This is a genomic window from Bacillus sp. HMF5848 (assembly GCF_003944835.1).
Lineage (GTDB): Bacteria > Bacillota > Bacilli > Bacillales > HMF5848 > HMF5848.
Map to the genome: position 1 here is coordinate 554,051 of NZ_RWIV01000001.1, position 21,357 is coordinate 575,407.

The following is a 21,357-nucleotide window of genomic DNA, read 5'->3' on the forward strand; positions in this document are numbered from 1 at the left end:
GTGGTAACGGTGAAAGGATTAATATTTAATATTCAACGCTACTCCATCCATGATGGCGGGGGAATTAGAACACTTGTCTTTTTTAAAGGCTGTCCACTTAAGTGTCCGTGGTGTAGCAATCCGGAATCTCAAAATTTTGAGCCGGAAATGGTGAGAATCATAGATCGATGTATCCATTGTAAAACATGTAGCTTAGATGAAGAAGAATGTCCTTCAGGAGCTATGACTACATTTGGGACATATATGACAGTACAAGAAATAGTGAAGGAAGTTCAGAAAGACTATATCTTTTACCAAACCTCTGGAGGGGGCGTAACTCTCTCTGGAGGGGAGGTTTTATCGCAGTGGCCGTTTGCCGTAGAGCTATTAAAGGAACTGAAAAGGCAAGGAATCAATACGGCTATTGAGACAAGTGGACAAGGTCCCAAAGATGGTTTATTTCAAATGACACCATATTTAGATACTGTTTTATACGATTTTAAGATATGGAATGCTAATCAAGCAAAAGCCATACTAAATGGCAATATGTCTGTCATCATTCAGAATTTCGAAATGTTATTAAATCAAGATATTAAAGTGATTCCGAGAATCCCACTGATTCCAGGTTATACCATGCAAGAGGAAAATATAAAGAATATCGCACAGTACCTGCAGACATTTGATATTTCTGAAGTTCATATTTTACCATTTCACCAATATGGACGGCGTAAATACGAATATTTAACAAAAGAGTATGCACTACGTGAATTGTCGCCACCAAGTGATGGTGAAGTAAATAAGATAAAAACGTATCTACAATCATATCAATTCGATGTTGTTGTAGGTGGATTATAATATATGAAGGAACAAGGTGATTAATTTGCTATATTACTTAGATACGGCATCAATAGACCAGATAAAAAGAGCATTTGACTTATATCCAATGTCAGGCGTCACAACAAATCCAACCATTATTGCAAGAGAAAACACTAATTTTCTAGGGCTTTTAAAAGAAATTCGTGAAGTAATAGGGACGGAGAAGGATCTTCACGTACAAGTACTAAGCTCAACTGCGGAAGGAATGTTAGAAGAAGCACGTTACCTTCATGAGCAAATAGGTGGGGAACTTTACATTAAAATCCCGGTGACTCCACAAGGAATTAAAGCAATGAAGCTTCTCAAAAAAGAAGGTATGAACATCACAGCTACTGCAATTTATACTGCAGATCAAGCATTAATGTCTGCTATGGCTGGTGCAGATTTTGTGGCACCTTATGTAAATCGTATTGATAATATTAGCGGGAATGGTGTCGATGTTGTATCACAAATTGTTACGCTACTGCATAACTATGGGCTTGACACCATGGTGTTAGCTGCATCCTTTAAAAACATTCAACAAGTCCATGATGTAGCTCTATGTGGAGGGCAATCTGTAACAGTCAATGCTGAGGTGATGGATGGTCTGCTTTCGCATCCATTAACTGACTCAAGTGTTACCCAATTTATAAATGATTGGGAAAATGTTTACGGTAAAGGAAAAATCACTAACAATTTATAATATAACAATCTCATATGTGAATGTATTCACATGACAAACGCAAACATTACATCTATAAAGTGAGGAAATCATTATGGTTCAACATACATTTACAATAACAGATGAATTAGGTATTCATGCAAGACCTGCTACACAGTTAGTGACAGTTGCTACTAAATATCATTCTGAGTTAGCTTTAATATACAAAGAAAAATCAGTCAACCTTAAATCTATAATGGGTTTATTATCACTTGGCATAGGCAAAGGTGCAGAAATTACAATCACAGCCGAAGGTTCAGACGAAGTTGAAGCGCTAGATGGTGTTAGTGAAGTTATTAAAGGTGGGTTAGGCGAATAATGTCTATTACGATTACTGGAATTGAAGCTTCAGCAGGTATCGCCATTGCAAAGGCGCTCAAGATAACGGAAGCTAAGCTAGAGGTAGAAAAGCGGCAAGTCGCTTCTGAAATAGAAGAGATTAATAGGTTATCAGCTGCATTGAATCAATCCGTAGAAGAGCTAAAAGCAATTAAAGAAAAAGCTTTAGAAGAATTAGGTGAAGATAAAGCAGAAATTTTTTCTGCTCATCTGCTAGTCATTCATGATCCTGAGCTTATCAACCCTATTCAAGAAAAAATTAAAACAGAAAAAGTGAATGCAGAATATGCTTTAAAAGAAGTGGTCACAAAATTTGTAGCTATTTTCGAATCGATGGATAATGAATATATGAGAGAGAGAGCGGCTGATATTCGTGATGTCACCAACCGTGTTCTCAAGCATTTATTAGGTGTAAAATCTGTTTCACTTGCAGATATACATGAGGAAGTTATTATTATTGCAGAAGACTTAACACCATCGGACACAGCACAGTTAAATAGAAGATTCGTCAAAGGCTTTGCGACAGACATTGGTGGACGAACCTCTCACTCTGCTATTATGGCAAGATCTATGGAAATTCCAGCTGTGGTAGGGATGAAAACTATAACAGAGCAAGTTGAGTCTGGTGATGTTGTTATCATTGATGGGATGGAAGGGAAGTTGATTACTAATCCTTCAGATAAAGAAGTACAAGAGTATCTTGTGAAAATAAAAGAGTATGAGTTGCAAAAAGAAGAGTGGGCAAAGCTAGTTTACGCCTCAACCGTATCAAAAGATGGGTATCATGTTGAGCTAGCTGCAAATATAGGTAATCCAAATGATCTCGAGACGGTCTTGAAAAATGGTGCCGAGGGAATCGGATTGTATCGCACAGAATTTCTATATATGGATCGTAATCAACTTCCTACCGAAGATGAACAATTCGAGTCCTATAAAGCAGTATTAGAGGGTATGGAAGGTAAACCAGTAGTGATTCGTACATTAGATATAGGTGGAGATAAAGAACTACCGTACTTACAACTGCCTAAAGAACTAAATCCATTTTTAGGGTTCAGAGCTATTCGCCTCTGTTTAGAACAAACTGACATATTTCGTACTCAACTAAGAGCATTACTGCGAGCAAGTGTATATGGAAATTTGAAAATTATGTTTCCGATGATTGCCACACTAGAAGAACTTCGACAAGCAAAAGCAATCCTTGAAGAAGAACGAATGAAGCTTAAAGATAAAGGTATTACGGTGTCCGATACCATTGAGATTGGCATGATGGTTGAAATACCATCAGCGGCTATTTCAGCAGATACGTTTGCAAAAGAAGTCGATTTCTTCAGCATTGGTACAAATGATTTAATTCAATATACAATGGCAGCTGATCGAATGAATGAAAAAGTCTCTTATTTATACCAACCGTATCATCCTTCGATACTAAGACTTGTGAAGTTAGTGATAGACGCTGCACATAAACAAGGGAAATGGGTGGGTATGTGTGGTGAGATGGCAGGAAACCCAATTGCCATTCGAATTTTACTTGGTATGGGATTAGATGAATTTAGTATGAGTGCAAGCTCTATCTTATCATCAAGGGAGTTAATCTCTACACTGTCAAAGCAGAAACTGAGTGAAGTAATAGAGAAACTTATACAACTAAGTACAGAACAAGAAGTAGCAGAATTTATAAAAAACGTACAATCTCCTGTACATTAGAACTCCACAAAAAACTGACCTAGCATCATATTTCATGATGACTTAGGTCAGTTTTTTACTTAATTATCCCTAATCCTATGACTTTTGCTTCCTTCATAATGCCTTCTATTTCTTTTGCCATGTTGTGGTTCGCGCACTCAATAATGATGATAACCTCTGAGGTTATTTGAGCTGCAGGATCATGGATTTTCTTACTTTTACTTTTCTTACGTATGTATTGAAAGATAAATCCAACAAAAAATCCAATCACTAACCCAATGATTCCCCATATGATGGGACCTAAAAATAACTTAAAGCCTACACTTGCACCGACAACGGCAAAAGCAGTCCCGAGTGCTAGAGCGGCATTAATGACTGAGATACCATCTGTTCCATGTGTAGAATCAAATATTTTTGTTTGCAAAGCTTGTGTTTCAAGAGGGACCGTCCATATTTTATCTTTCGAAATACCATACTCCTCAATTGATGTAAGGGCATATTCAAGGGATAAGCTATGTTGGAAGGAAGCCACAATGTGCATACGTTTCACCTTATTTTAGATAGTCTTAAACTTGACGTTTGATATGTGTGATTAAAATAGGTTCGTTGTTCTTCTTTAAACAACTTGTTTTGCTCTACGCAAGTAGTATAAGCGTGATAAGCCGCTCCGCCATAGACTGATGGCATAAACAATAGCCATTGCGCATTCAAAACATCTGTTGCATTTTGCAAGTCTCCTAAAAATAAATAATAAATCCCCAAATAGAAATTTGAGTAATATGAATAGACTAGCCACCAAATAATACCGAAAAATCCTAACATAAATCTTTGAGTATACAGCTGCCCTGTTCCGGGTAGGATAAGGGACCAAATTAATCCAATAATAGGTTCGCGCTTATCTAAAAAAGTAAGTTCAAACGTGTTCATGGCAAGTGACTTGGTTTGTAGTTTTGTTCGTTTCTCTATTTTAGAAATTAGGTTGGAACTGATTGATAACTGATAGCTGTCAAAGATTGTGAAGAGATATAAAAACATATAAAGTAGTGCCCATTTTGGATTTAGCACGGCAGCTGCTTGATTATAATCCCCTGTAAATGAGTACACCATAGAAAGATTTAACTTAGCATTGTAATTTAAAAACACTTCTAAAATACTAAGAATACTCCCTCTAAAATACTGCTGTAGTAGCATGTGTCCAAATCCTGGGAATGAAATCGACCACCATACAATGTTATGAGGGCTTTGATAATGTAAGTTACTTATCCCAAAAGGGCTTATACAGGACCGTATTCGTCTTTGGTCAGACATACAATCCCCCTAACGTCAGATATTCTTTTTATTATCTTTAACTAAAGAGTGTAAAATTATGTAATTATTAGAAAAAGGCTCTGACCGGTTCTTCTGTTTATGGGATAATCCTTGGTTCATAAGAGTGGAATTCGCTAGAAAAGCTCAGCTAAGACGAAGAGTGGAGAATATCGACACAAGAGCGACAGAATATCGACAAGAAAGCGGTAGATTATCAATTGTAGATTATTATTGCTGCTTTTTATCATTTACTCTGTATTTATTGTAAAAATAGGAAGGGGTTTTATATAATTTGTCGAAATTTAAAGATATTACTCGAACGGAGGTATAGTATGTTTGGCAGAAAAAAGATAAAAGAAAATATGGCTCCAATAGAAATAAAAAGTGAAAACGAGGGGAGATTTGCGGCCACACTTGCATTACATTCCTTTAAAAGCTCGGACCATCAGCAACTTTTAGAAATACATAAAATTATTGAACCTAATCTAAATCAACTATATACAATCCTTGAGTCATACATAGCTAAAATTTCAAATGATTCAAAAATGGATGAATCCATTACAGCGTCCTACTTATCTAATTTTTTTAGTATGCAACGTGACGATGCATACATACAAAACGTTGTATCGTTTTATGAAGCGTTATCCAACATTGATGCATCGTTTCCTAAGCTTGGGGCAGTGTACAGTAATTTACTTATCTCGTTACAATCAGCACTTATAAACAGTAAAAGGCTGAGTCCCACAAAGTACAAGCAGTATTTACAAGTATTACAAAGAGCAGTTGCTGTTGATCAACAGATAATAATGGAACTATACTCTGAGCAGTTGTTAGAAGGAGTAACAACTGGGATTGTCGATATAATGGATAAAAATGCTGAGATTATGTTTATTAAAGATTTAATAACAAGTCTTGAAAAGCAAGACCATGACATTACTAGTGCAACATCAGCGACAGAAGAAATGACGGCTACAATTGAGGAAGTCGCATCCACCGTATCAAGTGTGTCAGAGAAAACGTACGTGTCTGTAGAAAAAGCAGAAGATGGATATAGAGTTTTTAATAAAGCTCTAAATGAGATTGTTGAATCAAATAAAAATTTCGAATCGATAGTTAAAAATTTTGCGAATCTACAACAAAATATTGCAACTATTGAAGAAGTCGTCTCTTTAATTAATGGAATTGCCGATCAGACAAGTTTACTAGCTCTTAATGCTTCGATCGAGGCAGCTCGTGCAGGTGAACATGGCAAGGGCTTTGCGGTTGTAGCGACAGAAGTACGAAAGCTAGCTGATGACACAGTAAATTCTATTCAAAGAGTTAATGAAAATGTAAATAGTCTAAGGTTCTTTTCGAAAGAAGTGGAGGAATCAATCAACTCTACATCAATAGTCATTAACAAGGCTACGAAAGAAGCAACAGCTTCACTGCCGATATTGTCTGAAATCACAACCTTGGTAGGAGACATCAATCAAGCAACTTCAAACACAGCAGCTAGTGCCGAAGAACAGGCTGCAGCCATAGATGAAATTGCACATCGAATGGCATCTATTGCTGATTTAACAAGCAATGTTCATTCTTTAGGTGTGAATACAGGAGAAGCTATTTATGCGTTGAGTAAAACAATTGATGCTTTTAGAAAAGGTATTACCACAGGTCGCAATGTAAGTTTAACCACGAAAGCTCTATTGAATCTATCAAAAGCGGATCATATACTTTGGAAGTGGCGTGTATATAATATGTTCCTCGGTCTAGAAACAATAAATCCAGAGGATGTGGCATCACATCAAGATTGTCGACTCGGTAAATGGTATTTTAACAATAAAGTGCAAGAACAATTTAAGGGTAAACCAGAATTTAGACTTTTAGATGCTCCACATAAGATAGTTCATGATTCGGCAAGGAGAGCGGCTCAATCCTTTGCAGCAGGAGATATAGCATCTGCGGAACAACACCTACAGACATTAGAACAAGCTTCAAAAGAAGTGTTGCATAATATTGATGTGTTGATCAACGATGTAGGAGAGAAAAATTTAAATTATATGTAAATGGAACATTTTAATTCTTGTAATATAGGTGGTTTAGTGTCTTTTGCGAGGATGGACCATGTAGGTGTGGAATGCTTCTTTTATGAAAAAAACTGAATGACAATGTGGTAGGTTATATATTTTTATGATGAACTTCTGAAAAATATTGTAGAGTGAAATAAAAGGGCCCAAAATAATAAATGGTGCCCACAGACAATTTAGGTGTTAGTGGGTATTTAGTAAGACCTCTATTTCTTCATCGGTTATGAATTTCCAATTGATATCTTCATAAACATAATCGTTGCTAGTGGCTTCAAGCAGGTTGTCAATGTCATCATAAGATAGTTTTTGAATTTTGTTATTCATGCTATATCACCTTTCCCTTCACTAATAATGTTCTATAGTCATTTTGATTTTATGAGGGTCAGGTGAGTTATTTTCTTAGTAAAAAAATTGAAAATAGTGTAAATCATAAGAAGAAGGGGAGGAAAACCTCCCCTTTGATATTTTAATAGGCTTTGTTCAAGATGGCTGTTGATTTTAAAATATTTTTTGATTGTAGCAAACGTACGGGACTCCTTCGGATAGCGGTAGGCGGGAGACCCCACAGGCGCTTGCGCCGAGGAATCTTCAGAACGCTCGCGGAAAGAGCGTGCAGTTGAGCGAAAATCAATATTGAAGTTTAACAGACATCCATGCAAAAAAATAAGCACATAAATCAATGAAATAAAAGTTATCCACAGTTATTTCAGGATAGAGCCATATATTAAAAAGCTAGGGCTACTTCTTTTGCTTCAGTAAGTCCTTTTTCTATAATGGCTTCTGCTTTGTCAGGGAATTGATTATGTCCTTCTATAATGACAGTTTTAATATTCTCAATTCCCCAGAAGTTTAGTATAGCAGTTACATAATTAACAGCCATCTCGATTGATTGAGCTGGTCCTTCTGAGTATACACCACCTCTTGCGTTTAACAGTACTACTTCCTTCGAAGAAAGTAAGCCTTCGGGTCCATTCGCTGTATAGCGGAAAGTCTTACCGGCTTGTCCTAAATAGTCTAAATATGTGTGTAAAACAGCGGGAACAGTAAAGTTCCACAGTGGGAAGGCAAATACAATTTTATCTGCTGCTAAAAATTGATTTAAATAGCGATTTACAATATCTGTTGCGGCTTTTTCATCGCTAGTTAATTCCATCCCTTTTGATAGTTTAAACATGCCGTTAATCATATTTAAATCGTAATACGGAAGTTTTTCTTCGAATAGATCAAGCTCAGTCGCATTGTCCTCAGGATTTGTTGCTTTGTAGCTATCAAGGAATGTTTGGTATAGCTTTACACTAACAGCCTGTTCAAAGGGTCTAGAATTTGCTTTTATAAATAATACATTTGTCATAAAAGTACCTCCAATATATTTAGTTGTCATAGCAACTTTTATTTTTAAAAATTAACTAGTTGTTGAAGTGATAAAGGTTGCTACAACAACTAATTTCTTTCGATAGTATATAAAATCAGAAAGATATTGTCAATGGATGTGATTTTATCATAAAAAAACAACGTTGTTTTATAACGTTGTCCTCTGATGACGGTAAAGAAAATATAAGTGTTTTTCCTAGATTGGCCCCTCGAGATCTTAAGGTGTCCCCCTCCGGAGGGGGACACCTTAAACTGGTCGGAGCTGAGCAAGGCGCTTGCGCTTTTCTTGAGTTTGACATCAAAACAAGAGATTTTTAACGGCTAGGCGACATCAGATATTACTTACTTTAAAATGTCATGATCAACGTAACGTTCACCATTTAGCTCACTAATGATATTAATGGCAACTGCTGCACCATGTCCTGCTGTAATGATTGTATGCACACTAACACCAGCAACAGTTCCTGCAGCCCAAATCCCACCAATATTTGTGCGACCTTCTTTGTCTACATCAATAATTGTTTTTATTCTAGGTTCTGTGCCAGGGATGAGTGTTAGCCCCATGTTCTCAGCAAGATCTGTCAGTGCTCCGGAAGCAAACAGAACATGCTTTGCGGTATATTCATTTTTCTCAGATTGAACTTTAAATCCACCATCTACTTGCGAAACGTTTGTGACGGTATCAGAGACAAACTCAGCCCCGAATTTTTCAGCCTGTTGTTTGCCTACTTTAATAAGTTCTGGCCCTTCTATTTCGGAAACTCCGTAATGGTTTTCTACCCATGCACGGTTGGTCATGCTTTTTCCGTTATCTAGTACTATTGTCTTTTTACCTGCTTTTGCTGAGAAAATCGCAGCGCTTGAACCGGCAGGTCCACTACCAATAATTACAATATCATACATAAGAGAAGATCCCCCATTTTTAATTATTCTTTTAATCATTCAAATTTTGTACATTTGCGTTCATTTTTGAAAGTACCTTTTCTACTTGTAGAAGTTCTTCTTCTGTAATGCCTTTACATACGATGGCATTAAATTCCTCTGCAATTGGGATTACTTTTTCACCGAGCTTTTTTCCTTTATCTGTGAGATAAAGTCGAACCGACCGTCGATCGTTGTTACATTGAACTCGTTTGATAAAGTCTTTATTTTCTAAGTTTGCGGCCATTCGGGCAATGTTTGTTTTGTCTTTATCCAAGCTTTCAACAATTTGGTTCTGAGTCAAGCCATCCTTTTCCCATAGCAACATCATGATTAAATTTTGCTCAGGTGCAAGATTAAATGGTTCAAGCTTTGACTTGATGAATCCCGTCAATTTTAAATCGGTATGATGAATTTTAATACTAATGTAATCATGAATACTTAATTTCAAATTAATCACACACCTTGCAAAGGTTAGTTGCTATACATACTAATATAGGTTCTAGTATAGGAAAAATATACAGTTAAGTCAAATTCTGTGCGCGCAACAAGCCGACGATAAATTTTTTGTCGAGAATATATTTGTTAGAAAATGAAACTTAACGTGTATATAAACAGTAAATATATATGAATTCTAAAAGGGGTGTGAAGATTGAAGAAAGTATATGTATTTTTTATAGTGTTAGTAACCTTTGTGTTAAGTGGCTGTTCGTTTTTAGGTGAAGTAAATAAATCGCTACAGTATGTTGAAGAGGCAACGCAGCATATAACTACTTTAACAAACTTTGCCGAAGAAGCTCCAAGACTAATTCAAGAAGCTGCAACTGATGAGGCTGTTAGAGCAGATTTAGAGAATAGATTGAAAACATTGCGGGAAGACATTGAGCAATTTAATGGCATTGATGCTCCTGCTATTGCACGAGACATTCACGACAAAATTGTGCAGCAAAACGAAGCAATAAAAGCAGAGATTGATAAAGTGTTAGAGAACGGTCAATTAGTAATAGATGCAATTGAAAATTCGCAGCTCATTCAAACAATTAATGAGATAACCGAGCTTTTAAATCAGTTAGAACAACTTAATATATAAATGATAAGGGATTGAACATTTTGTTCAGTCCCTTTTGCATGAAAGGAGACATATAATCCTTCACATTAAAAAAGTACAGATGAATATTTAAAAACTACCATTGTTAGCGCTTACATTGTAAAGGTATTATATATATGAGAGTATTACTATTTTTGAAACCTCAATTTTTAAAAAATATTAAGTAAAGGATCTAAAATCATGAGCATAAAAAGAAAACTACTACTTGGAATTGGCGCTGTCTTGTTTATATGTGTGATAGCTTTTGGTATGATATATTTCTCCTTACAGCATGTTGGAACATCATATAAAAACTTAGTAGAATATGATGTTTATAAATTAAATCTTGCTTCAAGAATTCAATATGAAGATTTAGCATTAACAGATGCGATGAAAGGGTTGATTATTGATCCTTATGACAACGAAGCAAAACAAAATTATGATACATATGTTACCTCGATTGCTCAGAGTATTGAGGAAATAAAACCGTTTCTTGTTGATGAACGTTCGATTCAAATTTTTAATGAATTAGACAGCTATAGTCAGCAATTGATTTATTTACAATCCATTATGATGGACCTAGCGAAAAAAGATAAACAAAAGACAATGGAAATATATAACGGTCATTATGCGGAAGTACGACATGTGTTTTCATCAAATTTAGAAGAAATTAAACACATTCAAGAAGAGTTAATAGCATCAAAGGTACAAAAGGATAGTAAATACATTGAGTCGCAACTTGTTATCGGTATTATAGTTATCATTGTTACGATAATTATTGGGATTATAATTGCTTTTAGAATCGCTAGAAGAACAACAAAACCAATTAAAGAGGTTGTAAGTAAACTAGAAGAACTTGCAAGCAATGAAGGAGACTTAACAGCCCGTCTTTCCATTACTAGCAATGATGAGGTCGGACAATTAGCGACGGCATTTAATAAAATGATTGAATCCATTCAAGAGCTTGTTAAAAATGTTAAAGTAACTACGATGGAGGTTGCCTCATCTTCTGAGCAATTATCAGCAAGCGCTGAACAGAGTGCCAATGCTACCAATCAAATGACGCAATCAATCCAGGAGATTGCTTATGGAACTGAACAACAAGTTAAACAAGCCGAAAGTAGCACCATTGCAACAAATGACATGACAAAAAGTATTCATTTTATCGCCGAGTCCTCTACAGCCGTTTACGACTCATCTAATTTAGCATCAATAGCTGCTGAGACTGGGAGTGAAGCAATTTTTAAATCTATGGAACAAATGGACTCGATTCAGAGAATCGTTAGTGATGCTGGATCAAAGGTAAAGCAGCTTGATTCTCTCTCCCATGATATTGGTCAAATTATAAATGTTATTACAAATATTGCAGAACAAACAAATTTACTAGCCTTGAATGCAGCCATTGAAGCGGCTCGTGCAGGAGAAGCTGGAAAAGGGTTTGCGGTTGTTGCAGATGAGGTTAGAAAATTAGCGGAGGGATCAAAGGAGTCTGCTATAAAAATTACACACTTAATTGAGGAGATACAATTAAATACAACAGAAACTGTGGAGTGTATGAATAAGGGGCATGATGAAGTGCAAGCAGGTCTCGTCTTAGTGAATGAAGCAGGGGAAGCGTTTAAAGGGATTTCTAGATCTGTGCAACAAGTAAACAATCAGATTCAAGAAGTGACCGAGGCATCTAAACAGCTTGCCTCTGGAACGGAAGTAATTGTTTCATCTATTGAAAGCCTAGCGAATATCTCAAAAGAGTCTTCTTCAGCTTCTCAAAATGTGGCAGCGTCCTCACAAGAACAGTTAGCCGCGATTGAAGAGATAGCATCATCAGCCGAGAATCTTGCTACTACTGCCGAAAAATTACAAAGTTTAGTTAGTAGACTTAAGTCTTAATGGTTTAGTTTACAAATGCATGGACCGCCAAGTAAACTCTTTAACTTACTTGGCGGTCTTTTTTTAAATGAATACCTTTTCGTAGCTAATAATATATAAAAGCTCTTCTACAAGAACTCTAGGGTCTATGTAACTATTTAAATAGTAGTAAATTCACCCAATATATCTGACTATTGGCGTATTTTGTCGATTATTGCACCATTTTTGTTGATTTATTAGTATAATTAGAGATTGAAGATATATGTAGAAATAGGGAGGACCTTCTAAATGGAATGGGTGTTAGCAACATTATTTATAGTAGCTGTAGTATTACTAGGTGTATCATTTGTTATGAAGCGACAAACAGATCAAGCTGAGCAACGAAAAGTCGATACGATGTATATAAATGTGATGGAAGAAATAAATAAACTGCAAACACAAATGAACAAAGTTGAACTTGATGGCGAAATTACAGCTCAACAAGTAGGGGTAACTCTCCATGAACGTGAAATGTTACGTGAATTACTAGATTTATATAAACGAGGATATTCCTTACAAAGTATGGCAGAAAAAACGCAAATGAGTGTGAGAGATGTAGAGCAGTTGTTAGCTCCTTTCAATTCTTCTATTCGTGAAAGGGGAAAGATTGCTCATGGACTATAAACGCTTAAGAAGCTTTGCGGCAGGACTTATTGTAGCAACGGCAGTTAGTGCAGTCGCTTATTTTATGCAACCGGATGAGCTAATTAGTAGTGAGGCGCTTGCCGAAGCTAATACAGAAGAGATAAATACAGCATTAACTGAAGAAGAAATGAGAGAGATGCTAACGGCTGCAGGCTATGTTATTCATACGGAAGAAGAATGGAATACGCTGCAGGATCGTGATGAAGAGCAGAGTCAAACAGAGAGCCAGGAGAAGACGCAAGCTCAAGAAGGTCAAGGCCGAGACCAAGACGGTCAAGCTCAAAATGAGGCGCAGGACCCAGTTCAAAGTACAGAGGAACAGAATCAAGAACAAGTTGCGGTTGAGCCAGATAAGGATAAGCAAGAATCAGAAGTACCTGTGGAAAAAGCACCAACCGCTACCACCACTACTGTAACAGTGGCTGAAGGGATGACAAGTTTTGAAGTTGGGCAGGCTCTTGTTCAACTTGGCATCATTGACAAGGCGTATAACTTTACGATGGAAGTGGAAAGACGGGGTATTGCTAATAAACTACAGCTTGGGACATACAATATTAGTAGTGATATGACGGTAGACCAAGTCATTGCAATGGTTTTTAGATAATGTATTCAAAGAGCTGATACCATTAAAGGAGATCAGCTCTTTTTGTAAGTTATTTTCCATTAAGTACTAGCTTCTAACAATATAGTTTGCGACAATAATAAGAAACAATAGATGTAAATTTTAGTCGCTTATTTGAAAGACAAACCATTTTTATTTAATACCCTTATGCCACCGATTATACCCCTACATGCTAACAGCTTTATTATTAAGCTTATGAGTGAGTGATACCATGTCCATCCTCTTCGCCAAGAAATGAGACGAGTATTTCTTTCGGCAAATGTTTCGATAAAGACTTGTGGTATAACAAAAGGAAACAGTTTTAATATATACCCTATTGGTTTACTATTTAGAGTCCACTGATTGTAATAAAGTAACATTAATGGATAGTAGATATGGTCAAAGGGTAAATGAATCTTAAATATACTTGGGAGAGGTCGTATTTTATATTTTAAATATCCTCGAGAAACAAGGATTTTATCTATAAATGAGTTGCCAACAGAACTAACGAGATATACAATAAGCCAATCCTTAATAGGGCGCTTTGCGATAGCAAAAGGAAGTAAAAATAGTGAAATTAGTGTGGTTGTAAAAAGAAACGTAATCGATGCTTTTTCTTTTTTTCGGACCAAGGTGAACACCTCCTTACGATAGTTTTGGATGTTACCGGCCTAAATATGTGCCATTTCTAGGTAATAATGGAGAATTTTTTTCTGACTTCATCGCGTTTATGGATTTTAACATATGAAACTTATCACGCTTCTGTTGCGTCAGTACATATGGAATAAAAAAGTTAGAAAAGTGGAGGTAGTATGAAGTATTTTAAAACATTTGTAGTGTTAGCTTTAGTTCTTAGTGTAGGGATAAACATTTCCATGATTTCTAGGATATCTGAAGTGGAAAACAAGATTAATTCACTGAACAATTATCAAAGTCAGATTATGCGTAGTGTAGATGGACAAACAAGTCACATACAAAATATTTTGAACGATATGAAGCAAGAGCAAAGCTGGATGAGCTCTATCTCGATGGATATGGATAAAGGTAATATAGAAAATGGGGAAGCAAAGGTAAAGTTTGAATGGCAAATCAAAGAGTTGCAAACAGGTTCGGAAGTTATGTTTCATTATAAATTTGCTGACGAAGATGATTTTACGTCTATTTTAGCAACGGAACAACAAAATGGATTGTTTTCTGTCTTACTTCCTATTGAGCTTAATTTAGAGCCGGTATGGCATGTCATGGTATCTGATAGAAATGGTAATCAGGAAGAAAAAAGTAAGCAGGTTTTAGAGGAGCAGATGAGACAGCAAGGGCTTGAGTATTATGTATCTGTATCGTCTGATGGATTGATGAAAAGCGGCAGCATGCATACATCCAGCTTAGGAAACTTTAGCGCGTCCCAGTACGGCATTATAGAAGCAGAGCTTAATATGCACAAGGATAGCTTTACTATATTTTTAAACAATAACGTTCTTGATAAGGGGAATGGGAATTCTATCACTGATGTAGATTTAGTAATCACCAATCAAGATAATGCAGTTGAAGAACTAAAGCTCAACGCCGAACAAGGAGGGCGTGCTTATTTTCAAACGTTTGATAGGGGAGAGAATGAGTATAAAAAACTCACTCTGAAAGTAACTTACAGGAATGGCTCGACATTCGAGAAAGATATATATATAGGGAAGTGAAGCACCTAATCAACATATGAAGGACTGTGCTGAGCACAAAATTCAATTTGACATATAAACTTGAATTAGTTTATGTGCTCTATTTATATATCAGTTTTTTAATTTATACAAAAGACACGATGGTTTTAAGGTATTGTATTTTGCAATGCCTTTTTTATTGTTTTCTCTTCACTAACATTCAGTAAATCCTGTTTTCATAAGTGACGTAACTAAGGGTGATATGGCTCCTTAGCAAAATACAATGTTAGGGAAATATAACAATAAAATTGTTAGACCTAATGGAGAATAGACGTACATTTCTAGTTGGTATATTTCTTATAATTTTGAACTTTAGTCTTTTTTTGAAAAAATAAACATATTACAGGAATGACATTTAAAACACTTAATATTGTACAATAGGTTTCGACGTCCAATTCCCCCAATTTTTTTCCGAAAGTATCATCATGAATCAAATCAAAGTAATGTTGAGATTTGGGAGGTAGTAAGCTGGGGTTAACTCATAGATTATACTTCCACGAAGGAGACAAAAATAATGCAGCTGAAACGTAAGTCTAATTTTAAATGGACAATTGGTAAACGATTATTGCTAGCTTTTGCTCTTATGATTATTGGTTTATTTGCAAATGGAGGATTTAACTACATAAAAATGGGAACTATTAATAACTCGCTCAACTCCATAACTGAGGGAGAAATTCCGTCCATAGAGCTAGCACATAGCATACGTTACAATCACTCACAAGAATACTCCCTTATATTAGAATATTTAACAGTCGTTCGTTCAAGAAATACACCTAAGATGAATGAATATAGAGAGGCGTATGTAGAACAAAAGGATAAGTTGGTAACTCGATATGAGGAATACAGCGGGTACTTAGAAACCGAAGAGGAACGAGCCATATATGAAGAACTTGTGTTAAGGCGTGATAACTTGTGGAAGGTAACAGATAGTGTCATAGAATCAAGTAATATGACTAATACTAAGTTATTTGAGATAAGTATGCAATTAGAAAGAAGTATGAACAATATAGAAGGAACAGTAGATAAACTTCTAAGGTTGAACCAAGACTCTATTAAAGAAGCAAAGATATCTACTGACACTACTTTTAAAAGTACTCGTTTGCAAAATCTTTTATTTATAGGAATTACAGCTTTATTAAGTGTAATAGGTGCGCTCTTTATAGCGCGTTCCATCACGAAGCCTCTGCGCATAGCTACTAAAGCTATTCAAGCATTATCTGATGGAGATTTATCTCAACAGGAAATTAAGTATAAGCGAAAAGATGAGATTGGGGACATTATTGCCGCCTTGAACGAAACAGTTAGTACTTTACGAGATACGATGGCTCAAGTCCATGACTCTTCTATGCAGGTTGCGTCCTCATCAGAAGAACTATATGCTAGTGCTGAACAAAGTACGAAAGCTTCTGAGCAAGTGACCCTAATTACACAAGAGTCAGCAGAGGGAGCAGAGCGACAATTGCAAAGTGTTAATGAGGTATCTAGTTCTATGGAGCAAATGTCCGCAGGGATACAGCAAATTGCAAAAAACAGTGAGGAAATGGAACAAGTTTCTCAATCAGCTTCTACTACCACTGAACAAGGTACTGTCAAGGTAGAAGAAGTGGTGAGTCAGATGAGGGAAATTTCAGTGTCTGTATCCGAGACTGCATTGTTAATAAAAGCGCTTGATCAGAAAACAGACCAAATTGAAAATATTGTAGGTTTAATTACGGACATTGCGGACCAAACGAATCTTCTAGCATTGAATGCAGCTATTGAAGCGGCTAGAGCAGGTGAGGGAGGAAAAGGATTCGCAGTCGTAGCAGCCGAGGTGCGGAAGTTAGCGGAAGAGTCTAGAGTATCAGCCTCTCAAATCTCTCATACGATCCAAGAAATTCAAATTGATACGTCAAAAGCAGTAGATTCTATGACCGATAACATGGACAAGGTAGAGGACGGTATTACATATGTAGATGAAGTAAAAACATCTTTTGACTCTATTTCAGGTGCCATGACAGATGTTTCTAAAAAAGTGCATGAAGTAGTAGCAGCCGTTCAACAAATAGCAAGCGTTTCAGAGCATATTGTGACAGCTGTGGATGGAGTGAAAGAAATCGCTGAATCGTCCGCAAGAGCAAGCCAAGAAAGCTCGGCAGCAACAGAAGAACAACTTGCTACAATGGAAGAAGTATCTGCTTCTAGTCAGTCTTTATCCAAACTAGCTGACAATTTGCAAGGGCTCATGGCAAAGTTTAAAATGTAGTTTTTTTAGGAAAAAGGGAGTTTAGTTACTCTTTATTGCACACAAAGCGGCATGTCGTTTGACATGCCGCTTTGTGTTAGTGTCTGGCTCCAGCGCCTAGCCCCTCGAAGTCAAGCCGTTCCCCTCCGGAGGGAAGGTCCTTCTTGCGGGGGACGTCTTAAGTTCGCCGGGGCTGAGCAAGGCGCTTGTACTTTTCTAAAAAGCCGGTTCGCTTTCTAATTTAGAAAGCTTGCAACCGACAATCACAATGATAGGTTCTCACTATATTTAAAAATTGTAGGGTTTAAATATATCACTCTAATATTATTCTACTTCCCATTCACAAATTGCTCCACGAAATGAATTGGATTTAATTTCTCACCCGTAGCCTTCTCAATTTTCGTGTTCCAGTGGTCTTTTGCCCCAGGAGCAAAGAACTCGTTTACGAGAAAGTCACCGACTTTAATGTTGAATAAATCGTTACATATATTTTTTTCAATATATCGCTCAAGCTGAGAAGTAGTTAGTTCTCCTAATAAATAGTTTTGGTAATATACAGGAACAAGCGTAAAATGAATTTTTGCAGCCCAGTGTGGATAGCTTCTGTTTTCAGGAGGATTGACAAACTGTACCTCTTCCACGATGCTCCACCATAATGAATTTAGGTCTTGGTCTGGATTTTTATATAATTCACGCTCAAAGAAAGCGAACGTCATAATCCAACGTGCGGCAATCAACATTTGTCGTCGTAATGACTGATTTATTTGTGGTGTTAATGCCTCAACTTGCTCTTGGCTAACACCTAAGAATCTCTGCATCCAATTAGGGTCTTTACCCATACGACCGTAAAGCATAGCAATAGCTTCAGTAGTAAGTGTATGTGCCGGTGCTCTTAAAATGAAAGGCAATTCACGATCTATATATTTAAAATACACGGCATGACCAAATTCATGTAGCATTGTGACAGACCAATAGTCAGATTCAACATTGTTACATAACACGCGAACGTCGCCGTCACGGTTTATGTCGGTACAGAAAGCATGTTGGTTTTTTTTATCGCGAGGATACAAATCACTTTTCTCAATCATGTCTGTAATATCCATTCCCATGCTTTTGAAAGTAGAAACCGTCAAGTCTTCAAGACTTTTTCCTTCATAAAAAGGATCTAGATCTAAGTCCTTTGATGGCGGTGCTTCTTGGAAAAAAGGGTCCGCATAATGCCACGGGCGTAAGTCTTCTACTGCTACTTGGAAACGTGCAGCAAGCTCTTCATCCATCTCTAATTTTAGTTGGCGGAAGGGCTCATCGGATAATTCTTTTAACTCGTTGAACGTGTTAAAGACATACTCTCTGTCCAGTTCCTGTGATTCAAAGCTCATTTGGTGATAATCCTCGTAGCCGAGGGCACGAGCCGTTTCGTTTCTTTTTCGAATAAGAGTAAGTAGCTTTTCTTCTACTTCATGTCCTATTTGTTTACTGGCATGCCATGCCCGTTCTCTTAGCTCTAGATTATTGCTTTTAATAAGAATCTGACGAATATCATTTTCAGAAACTTGTTCACCATCAAGTGTTGCACGAAACGTGTTAAAAACACCAATTAATTCTGTTGATATGTCTATCATCTCTTTTAAATCTTCTTCTGGGAGTTGATTTTTCACCATGCTTGCGTGTAGGATTTCAAGTTGACGTTTATGTAATGGGTTATCAATGTCTTGCGCTAGAAATTGTTCGACTTGTTGGAAACGCTCTTTGTTTGCGTAGTAAAGATTTAAGTCTGTTTGTGCTTTTGCCGTCTTTTGATTCCATTCAGCATCTCCTGTTGTTGAAGCCATCCACGATGATTCAGCTCTAGAAATATGCAATTCTCGTATTATTTCATTTTGTTCTAGTAAGAATTTATTCACACTCATGAAGGTCACCCCTTAATCTATATTTATTTCGCGTTTCTAAATATTTTAGCAAATTTTTGTAAACAATAAAAGAAGGTCAACGAATTAATATTCATCAGCCTTCTTGGTATATATTACTGGTTAATATAGTTATTTTGATCAATGATACCTTGAATTGCTGAGTTTTTTTGTAAATGACTTTTCATCGCTTCTATCACAACATTCAGTGTTTTGAGTCGTGCATGCCATTTGTCGTTACCTTCTATAATAGTCCATGGAGCGTATGATGTGTCGGTTTTCTCGAGCATGTCTTCTACCGCGACTTCGTACTCATCCCATTTTTCGCGATTTCGCCAATCCTCATCAGTGAGCTTCCAGCGCTTTAAGGGATGATGTTGCCGCTTTATGAAACGCTTATGCTGTTCGACTTTGCTAATGTGAAACCAAAATTTATGAATGACATAGCCATCGTCATGTAGCAATTTTTCAAACTGGTTGATTTCATCGTAACCTCGTTGCCATTCGTCCTTTGTAGCAAAGCCTTCTATTCTTTCTACTAGCACTCTACCATACCATGACCGATCAAATAAAGCTATTTGGCCATGGGGAGGAAGGCGCTTCCAAAAGCGGTGCAAATAGTGAAACTGTTGTTCTTCTGATGTAGGAGCAGCAATGGGATGTACTTGAAATCCTCGTGGGTCTATTTTTTCGGTAATGCGCTTAATAGCGCCGCCTTTACCAGCAGCATCCCAGCCTTCAAAGACGAAGATGCAAGGAATGTTTTGTTGAAAGATGTCTTGCTGTAGATGTAATAGCTCGTTTTGAGCCTTTTTTAATTTGCTTTTATAATCTTCTTTAGTTTCAATGTGTAAAGATAAATCAACCGCATCTAATCGTTTCCCCACTTTCATCACCTCATCTTTAGTTTTTAAAAGGACTACTATTTAAAAAGTATATTATTGTTATCATTCCATTATTTGTTATATAGTGCAATGATTTTATAAAAAGGAGAAAAATCTTACACGTAAATATGTTGAGGTGAAATATAATATAGTAGTTCAATTAGAAAATTAGCGTGTGATTTAAAAGGGGATGTATAAATTGAATGATACAATCATAGAAGCCACCACATATATATATACATATTCTTATCATGATGAAGAACGAGCTTTGTGCCATTTAGAAATGCGATCAATGTTTGGGGTGAAAAATAGAACAAATATTGTCGAACATTCAATAAAAATCGATCCTAGCCGAAGCCCGTTTATAAAAGAGAGAATTGAAGTAATCTTTAAGGTTGATACGCTTGAGGAGCTTTTAGAAAAAGTTCATCTACTACCACCATTTAAGTCCAGTTTCAAAGTTATCGTTATAAGACATGACAAAGATAAAATTGATTTTGAGGAAAGACGTAGCATTGAACGTGAGGTTGGTCTGCGGATACCAGGAACCGCTGACCTCCATAATCCCGATATAATGTTAGCGATTATGAGGGTAAATGAACAATGGATTTTTGGGTATTACGAGGAAAATAAAAGTATTTGGTATCTTCATCAAAAGAAACCTCATCAATATTCAACTGCGTTAAGCACGAGAGTAGCAAGAGCTGTAGTTAATATTGCTGTGCCAGAACTTGAAGATGTGAAAGTGATAGATCCGTGCTGTGGCATTGGGACAGTTTTAGTAGAGGCTTTATCAATGGGAATTGACATTGTTGGTGGTGATAGCAACCCACTTGTTATGAAAGGGGCACGTGAAAACATTGCTCATTTCGGATATAACGGACAAGTTATTTTAAGAGATATTCGCGAAGTGACTGAATCGTATGATGTAGCAATTATTGATATGCCGTACAATCTTTGCTCCGTTATAACAGACGAAGAACAGCTTGAATTGCTACAAAGTGCACGGCGGTTTGCACGACGAGTGGTGATTGTCACGATTGAACAGATCGACAGCATTGTCCAAGATGCTGGTTTTACCATTGTCGACCGATGTGAAGTTTCGAAGGGGACCTTTACACGACAAATACTCGTCTGTGAGTGAAG

At 36.7% G+C, this 21,357-nt stretch carries 20 protein-coding genes and 2 pseudogenes; 14 read left to right on the forward strand and 8 right to left on the reverse strand.

Going from position 1 to position 21,357, the window contains the following annotated elements; genetic code table 11:
• Nucleotides 1–9 precede the first annotated feature (9 nt).
• The 4 genes from EJF36_RS02685 to ptsP all read left to right on the forward strand — a co-directional run bounded on the left by EJF36_RS02685 (nucleotide 10) and on the right by ptsP (nucleotide 3,598).
• Nucleotides 10–834, forward strand: a complete 825-nt coding sequence (locus EJF36_RS02685) for a [formate-C-acetyltransferase]-activating enzyme (protein ID WP_125904885.1) — start codon at nucleotides 10–12, stop codon at nucleotides 832–834.
• Nucleotides 835–850: 16 nt separating this feature from the next.
• Entirely contained in the window at nucleotides 851–1,537 is a 687-nt protein-coding gene (locus tag EJF36_RS02690) for a fructose-6-phosphate aldolase (RefSeq protein WP_260471808.1), read from the forward strand.
• A 73-nt stretch (nucleotides 1,538–1,610) separates the two neighbouring features.
• Nucleotides 1,611–1,874, forward strand: coding sequence for a phosphocarrier protein HPr (locus EJF36_RS02695; protein WP_125904886.1), 264 nt, complete (start codon nucleotides 1,611–1,613; stop codon nucleotides 1,872–1,874).
• A complete protein-coding gene (ptsP, locus tag EJF36_RS02700) occupies nucleotides 1,874–3,598 on the forward strand; it encodes a phosphoenolpyruvate--protein phosphotransferase (protein ID WP_125904887.1) in 1,725 nt (574 codons plus the stop codon). Before EJF36_RS02695 ends, ptsP begins: the two co-directional genes overlap by 1 nt.
• Nucleotides 3,599–3,653: 55 nt before the next feature.
• Here ptsP and EJF36_RS02705 read toward each other — a convergent pair whose 3' ends face one another.
• Nucleotides 3,654–4,118 (reverse strand): hypothetical protein, encoded by a 465-nt coding sequence (locus tag EJF36_RS02705; protein ID WP_125904888.1) that lies wholly within the window; start codon nucleotides 4,116–4,118, stop codon nucleotides 3,654–3,656.
• A gap of 5 nt (nucleotides 4,119–4,123) precedes the next feature.
• A complete protein-coding gene (locus EJF36_RS02710) occupies nucleotides 4,124–4,885 on the reverse strand; it encodes a hypothetical protein (protein WP_125904889.1) in 762 nt (253 codons plus the stop codon).
• A 332-nt stretch (nucleotides 4,886–5,217) separates the two neighbouring features.
• Here EJF36_RS02710 and EJF36_RS02715 point away from each other — a divergent pair, with 332 nt between their 5' ends.
• The gene (locus tag EJF36_RS02715; protein ID WP_125904890.1) at nucleotides 5,218–6,933 is read left to right on the forward strand and encodes a methyl-accepting chemotaxis protein; all 1,716 of its coding nucleotides are present in this window, start codon (nucleotides 5,218–5,220) and stop codon (nucleotides 6,931–6,933) included.
• Nucleotides 6,934–7,678: 745 nt separating this feature from the next.
• On the opposite strand, the gene EJF36_RS02720 is transcribed toward EJF36_RS02715, so the two are convergent.
• The 3 genes from EJF36_RS02720 to EJF36_RS02730 form a co-directional block, all read right to left on the reverse strand.
• Nucleotides 7,679–8,305 (reverse strand): FMN-dependent NADH-azoreductase, encoded by a 627-nt coding sequence (locus EJF36_RS02720; protein ID WP_125904891.1) that lies wholly within the window; start codon nucleotides 8,303–8,305, stop codon nucleotides 7,679–7,681.
• A 362-nt stretch (nucleotides 8,306–8,667) separates the two neighbouring features.
• Complete coding sequence (locus EJF36_RS02725) at nucleotides 8,668–9,228, reverse strand: NAD(P)/FAD-dependent oxidoreductase (protein WP_125904892.1); 561 nt, start codon at nucleotides 9,226–9,228, stop codon at nucleotides 8,668–8,670.
• A 31-nt stretch (nucleotides 9,229–9,259) separates the two neighbouring features.
• Nucleotides 9,260–9,706: a MarR family winged helix-turn-helix transcriptional regulator gene (locus tag EJF36_RS02730; protein WP_395940544.1), complete on the reverse strand. Its 447-nt coding sequence runs from the start codon at nucleotides 9,704–9,706 to the stop codon at nucleotides 9,260–9,262.
• A gap of 192 nt (nucleotides 9,707–9,898) precedes the next feature.
• Between EJF36_RS02730 and EJF36_RS02735 the strand changes: the two genes are divergently transcribed.
• The 5 genes and pseudogenes from EJF36_RS02735 to EJF36_RS02750 all read left to right on the forward strand — a co-directional run bounded on the left by EJF36_RS02735 (nucleotide 9,899) and on the right by EJF36_RS02750 (nucleotide 13,490).
• Entirely contained in the window at nucleotides 9,899–10,336 is a 438-nt protein-coding gene (locus tag EJF36_RS02735; RefSeq protein WP_260471809.1) for a DUF6376 family protein, read from the forward strand.
• 198 nt (nucleotides 10,337–10,534) lie between these two features.
• Nucleotides 10,535–11,284, forward strand: a pseudogene (locus tag EJF36_RS22100) (HAMP domain-containing protein); the annotation flags it as partial.
• 108 nt (nucleotides 11,285–11,392) lie between these two features.
• Nucleotides 11,393–12,223 carry a methyl-accepting chemotaxis protein gene (locus EJF36_RS22105; RefSeq protein WP_395940612.1) on the forward strand — a complete coding sequence of 277 codons (831 nt, stop codon included), beginning with the start codon at nucleotides 11,393–11,395 and terminating at the stop codon, nucleotides 12,221–12,223.
• Between the two features lie 267 nt (nucleotides 12,224–12,490).
• On the forward strand, nucleotides 12,491–12,865 hold the full coding sequence (locus EJF36_RS02745; protein WP_125904895.1) for a hypothetical protein: 375 nt from the start codon (nucleotides 12,491–12,493) through the stop codon (nucleotides 12,863–12,865).
• The gene (locus EJF36_RS02750) at nucleotides 12,855–13,490 is read left to right on the forward strand and encodes a hypothetical protein (RefSeq protein ID WP_125904896.1); all 636 of its coding nucleotides are present in this window, start codon (nucleotides 12,855–12,857) and stop codon (nucleotides 13,488–13,490) included. The genes EJF36_RS02745 and EJF36_RS02750 overlap by 11 nt, the downstream gene beginning before the upstream one ends.
• Before the next feature lie 128 nt (nucleotides 13,491–13,618).
• On the opposite strand, the gene EJF36_RS02755 is transcribed toward EJF36_RS02750, so the two are convergent.
• Nucleotides 13,619–14,128: a CBO0543 family protein gene (locus EJF36_RS02755; RefSeq protein ID WP_260471810.1), complete on the reverse strand. Its 510-nt coding sequence runs from the start codon at nucleotides 14,126–14,128 to the stop codon at nucleotides 13,619–13,621.
• A gap of 171 nt (nucleotides 14,129–14,299) precedes the next feature.
• On the opposite strand from EJF36_RS02755, the gene EJF36_RS02760 reads away from it, so the two are divergent.
• The 3 genes and pseudogenes from EJF36_RS02760 to EJF36_RS22115 all read left to right on the forward strand — a co-directional run bounded on the left by EJF36_RS02760 (nucleotide 14,300) and on the right by EJF36_RS22115 (nucleotide 17,441).
• Entirely contained in the window at nucleotides 14,300–15,178 is an 879-nt protein-coding gene (locus EJF36_RS02760; protein ID WP_125904898.1) for a hypothetical protein, read from the forward strand.
• A 532-nt stretch (nucleotides 15,179–15,710) separates the two neighbouring features.
• Nucleotides 15,711–16,502: pseudogene (locus EJF36_RS22110) on the forward strand (MCP four helix bundle domain-containing protein); the annotation flags it as partial.
• 39 nt (nucleotides 16,503–16,541) lie between these two features.
• Nucleotides 16,542–17,441: a methyl-accepting chemotaxis protein gene (locus EJF36_RS22115; protein WP_395940613.1), complete on the forward strand. Its 900-nt coding sequence runs from the start codon at nucleotides 16,542–16,544 to the stop codon at nucleotides 17,439–17,441.
• 308 nt (nucleotides 17,442–17,749) lie between these two features.
• On the opposite strand, the gene EJF36_RS02770 is transcribed toward EJF36_RS22115, so the two are convergent.
• The gene (locus tag EJF36_RS02770) at nucleotides 17,750–19,330 is read right to left on the reverse strand and encodes a M2 family metallopeptidase (RefSeq protein ID WP_125904900.1); all 1,581 of its coding nucleotides are present in this window, start codon (nucleotides 19,328–19,330) and stop codon (nucleotides 17,750–17,752) included.
• Nucleotides 19,331–19,443: 113 nt separating this feature from the next.
• The gene (locus EJF36_RS02775) at nucleotides 19,444–20,214 is read right to left on the reverse strand and encodes a polyphosphate kinase 2 family protein (protein ID WP_395940545.1); all 771 of its coding nucleotides are present in this window, start codon (nucleotides 20,212–20,214) and stop codon (nucleotides 19,444–19,446) included.
• A 187-nt stretch (nucleotides 20,215–20,401) separates the two neighbouring features.
• On the opposite strand from EJF36_RS02775, the gene EJF36_RS02780 reads away from it, so the two are divergent.
• A complete protein-coding gene (locus tag EJF36_RS02780; RefSeq protein WP_125904902.1) occupies nucleotides 20,402–21,355 on the forward strand; it encodes a TRM11 family SAM-dependent methyltransferase in 954 nt (317 codons plus the stop codon).
• The last annotated feature ends 2 nt before the right edge of the window (nucleotides 21,356–21,357 follow it).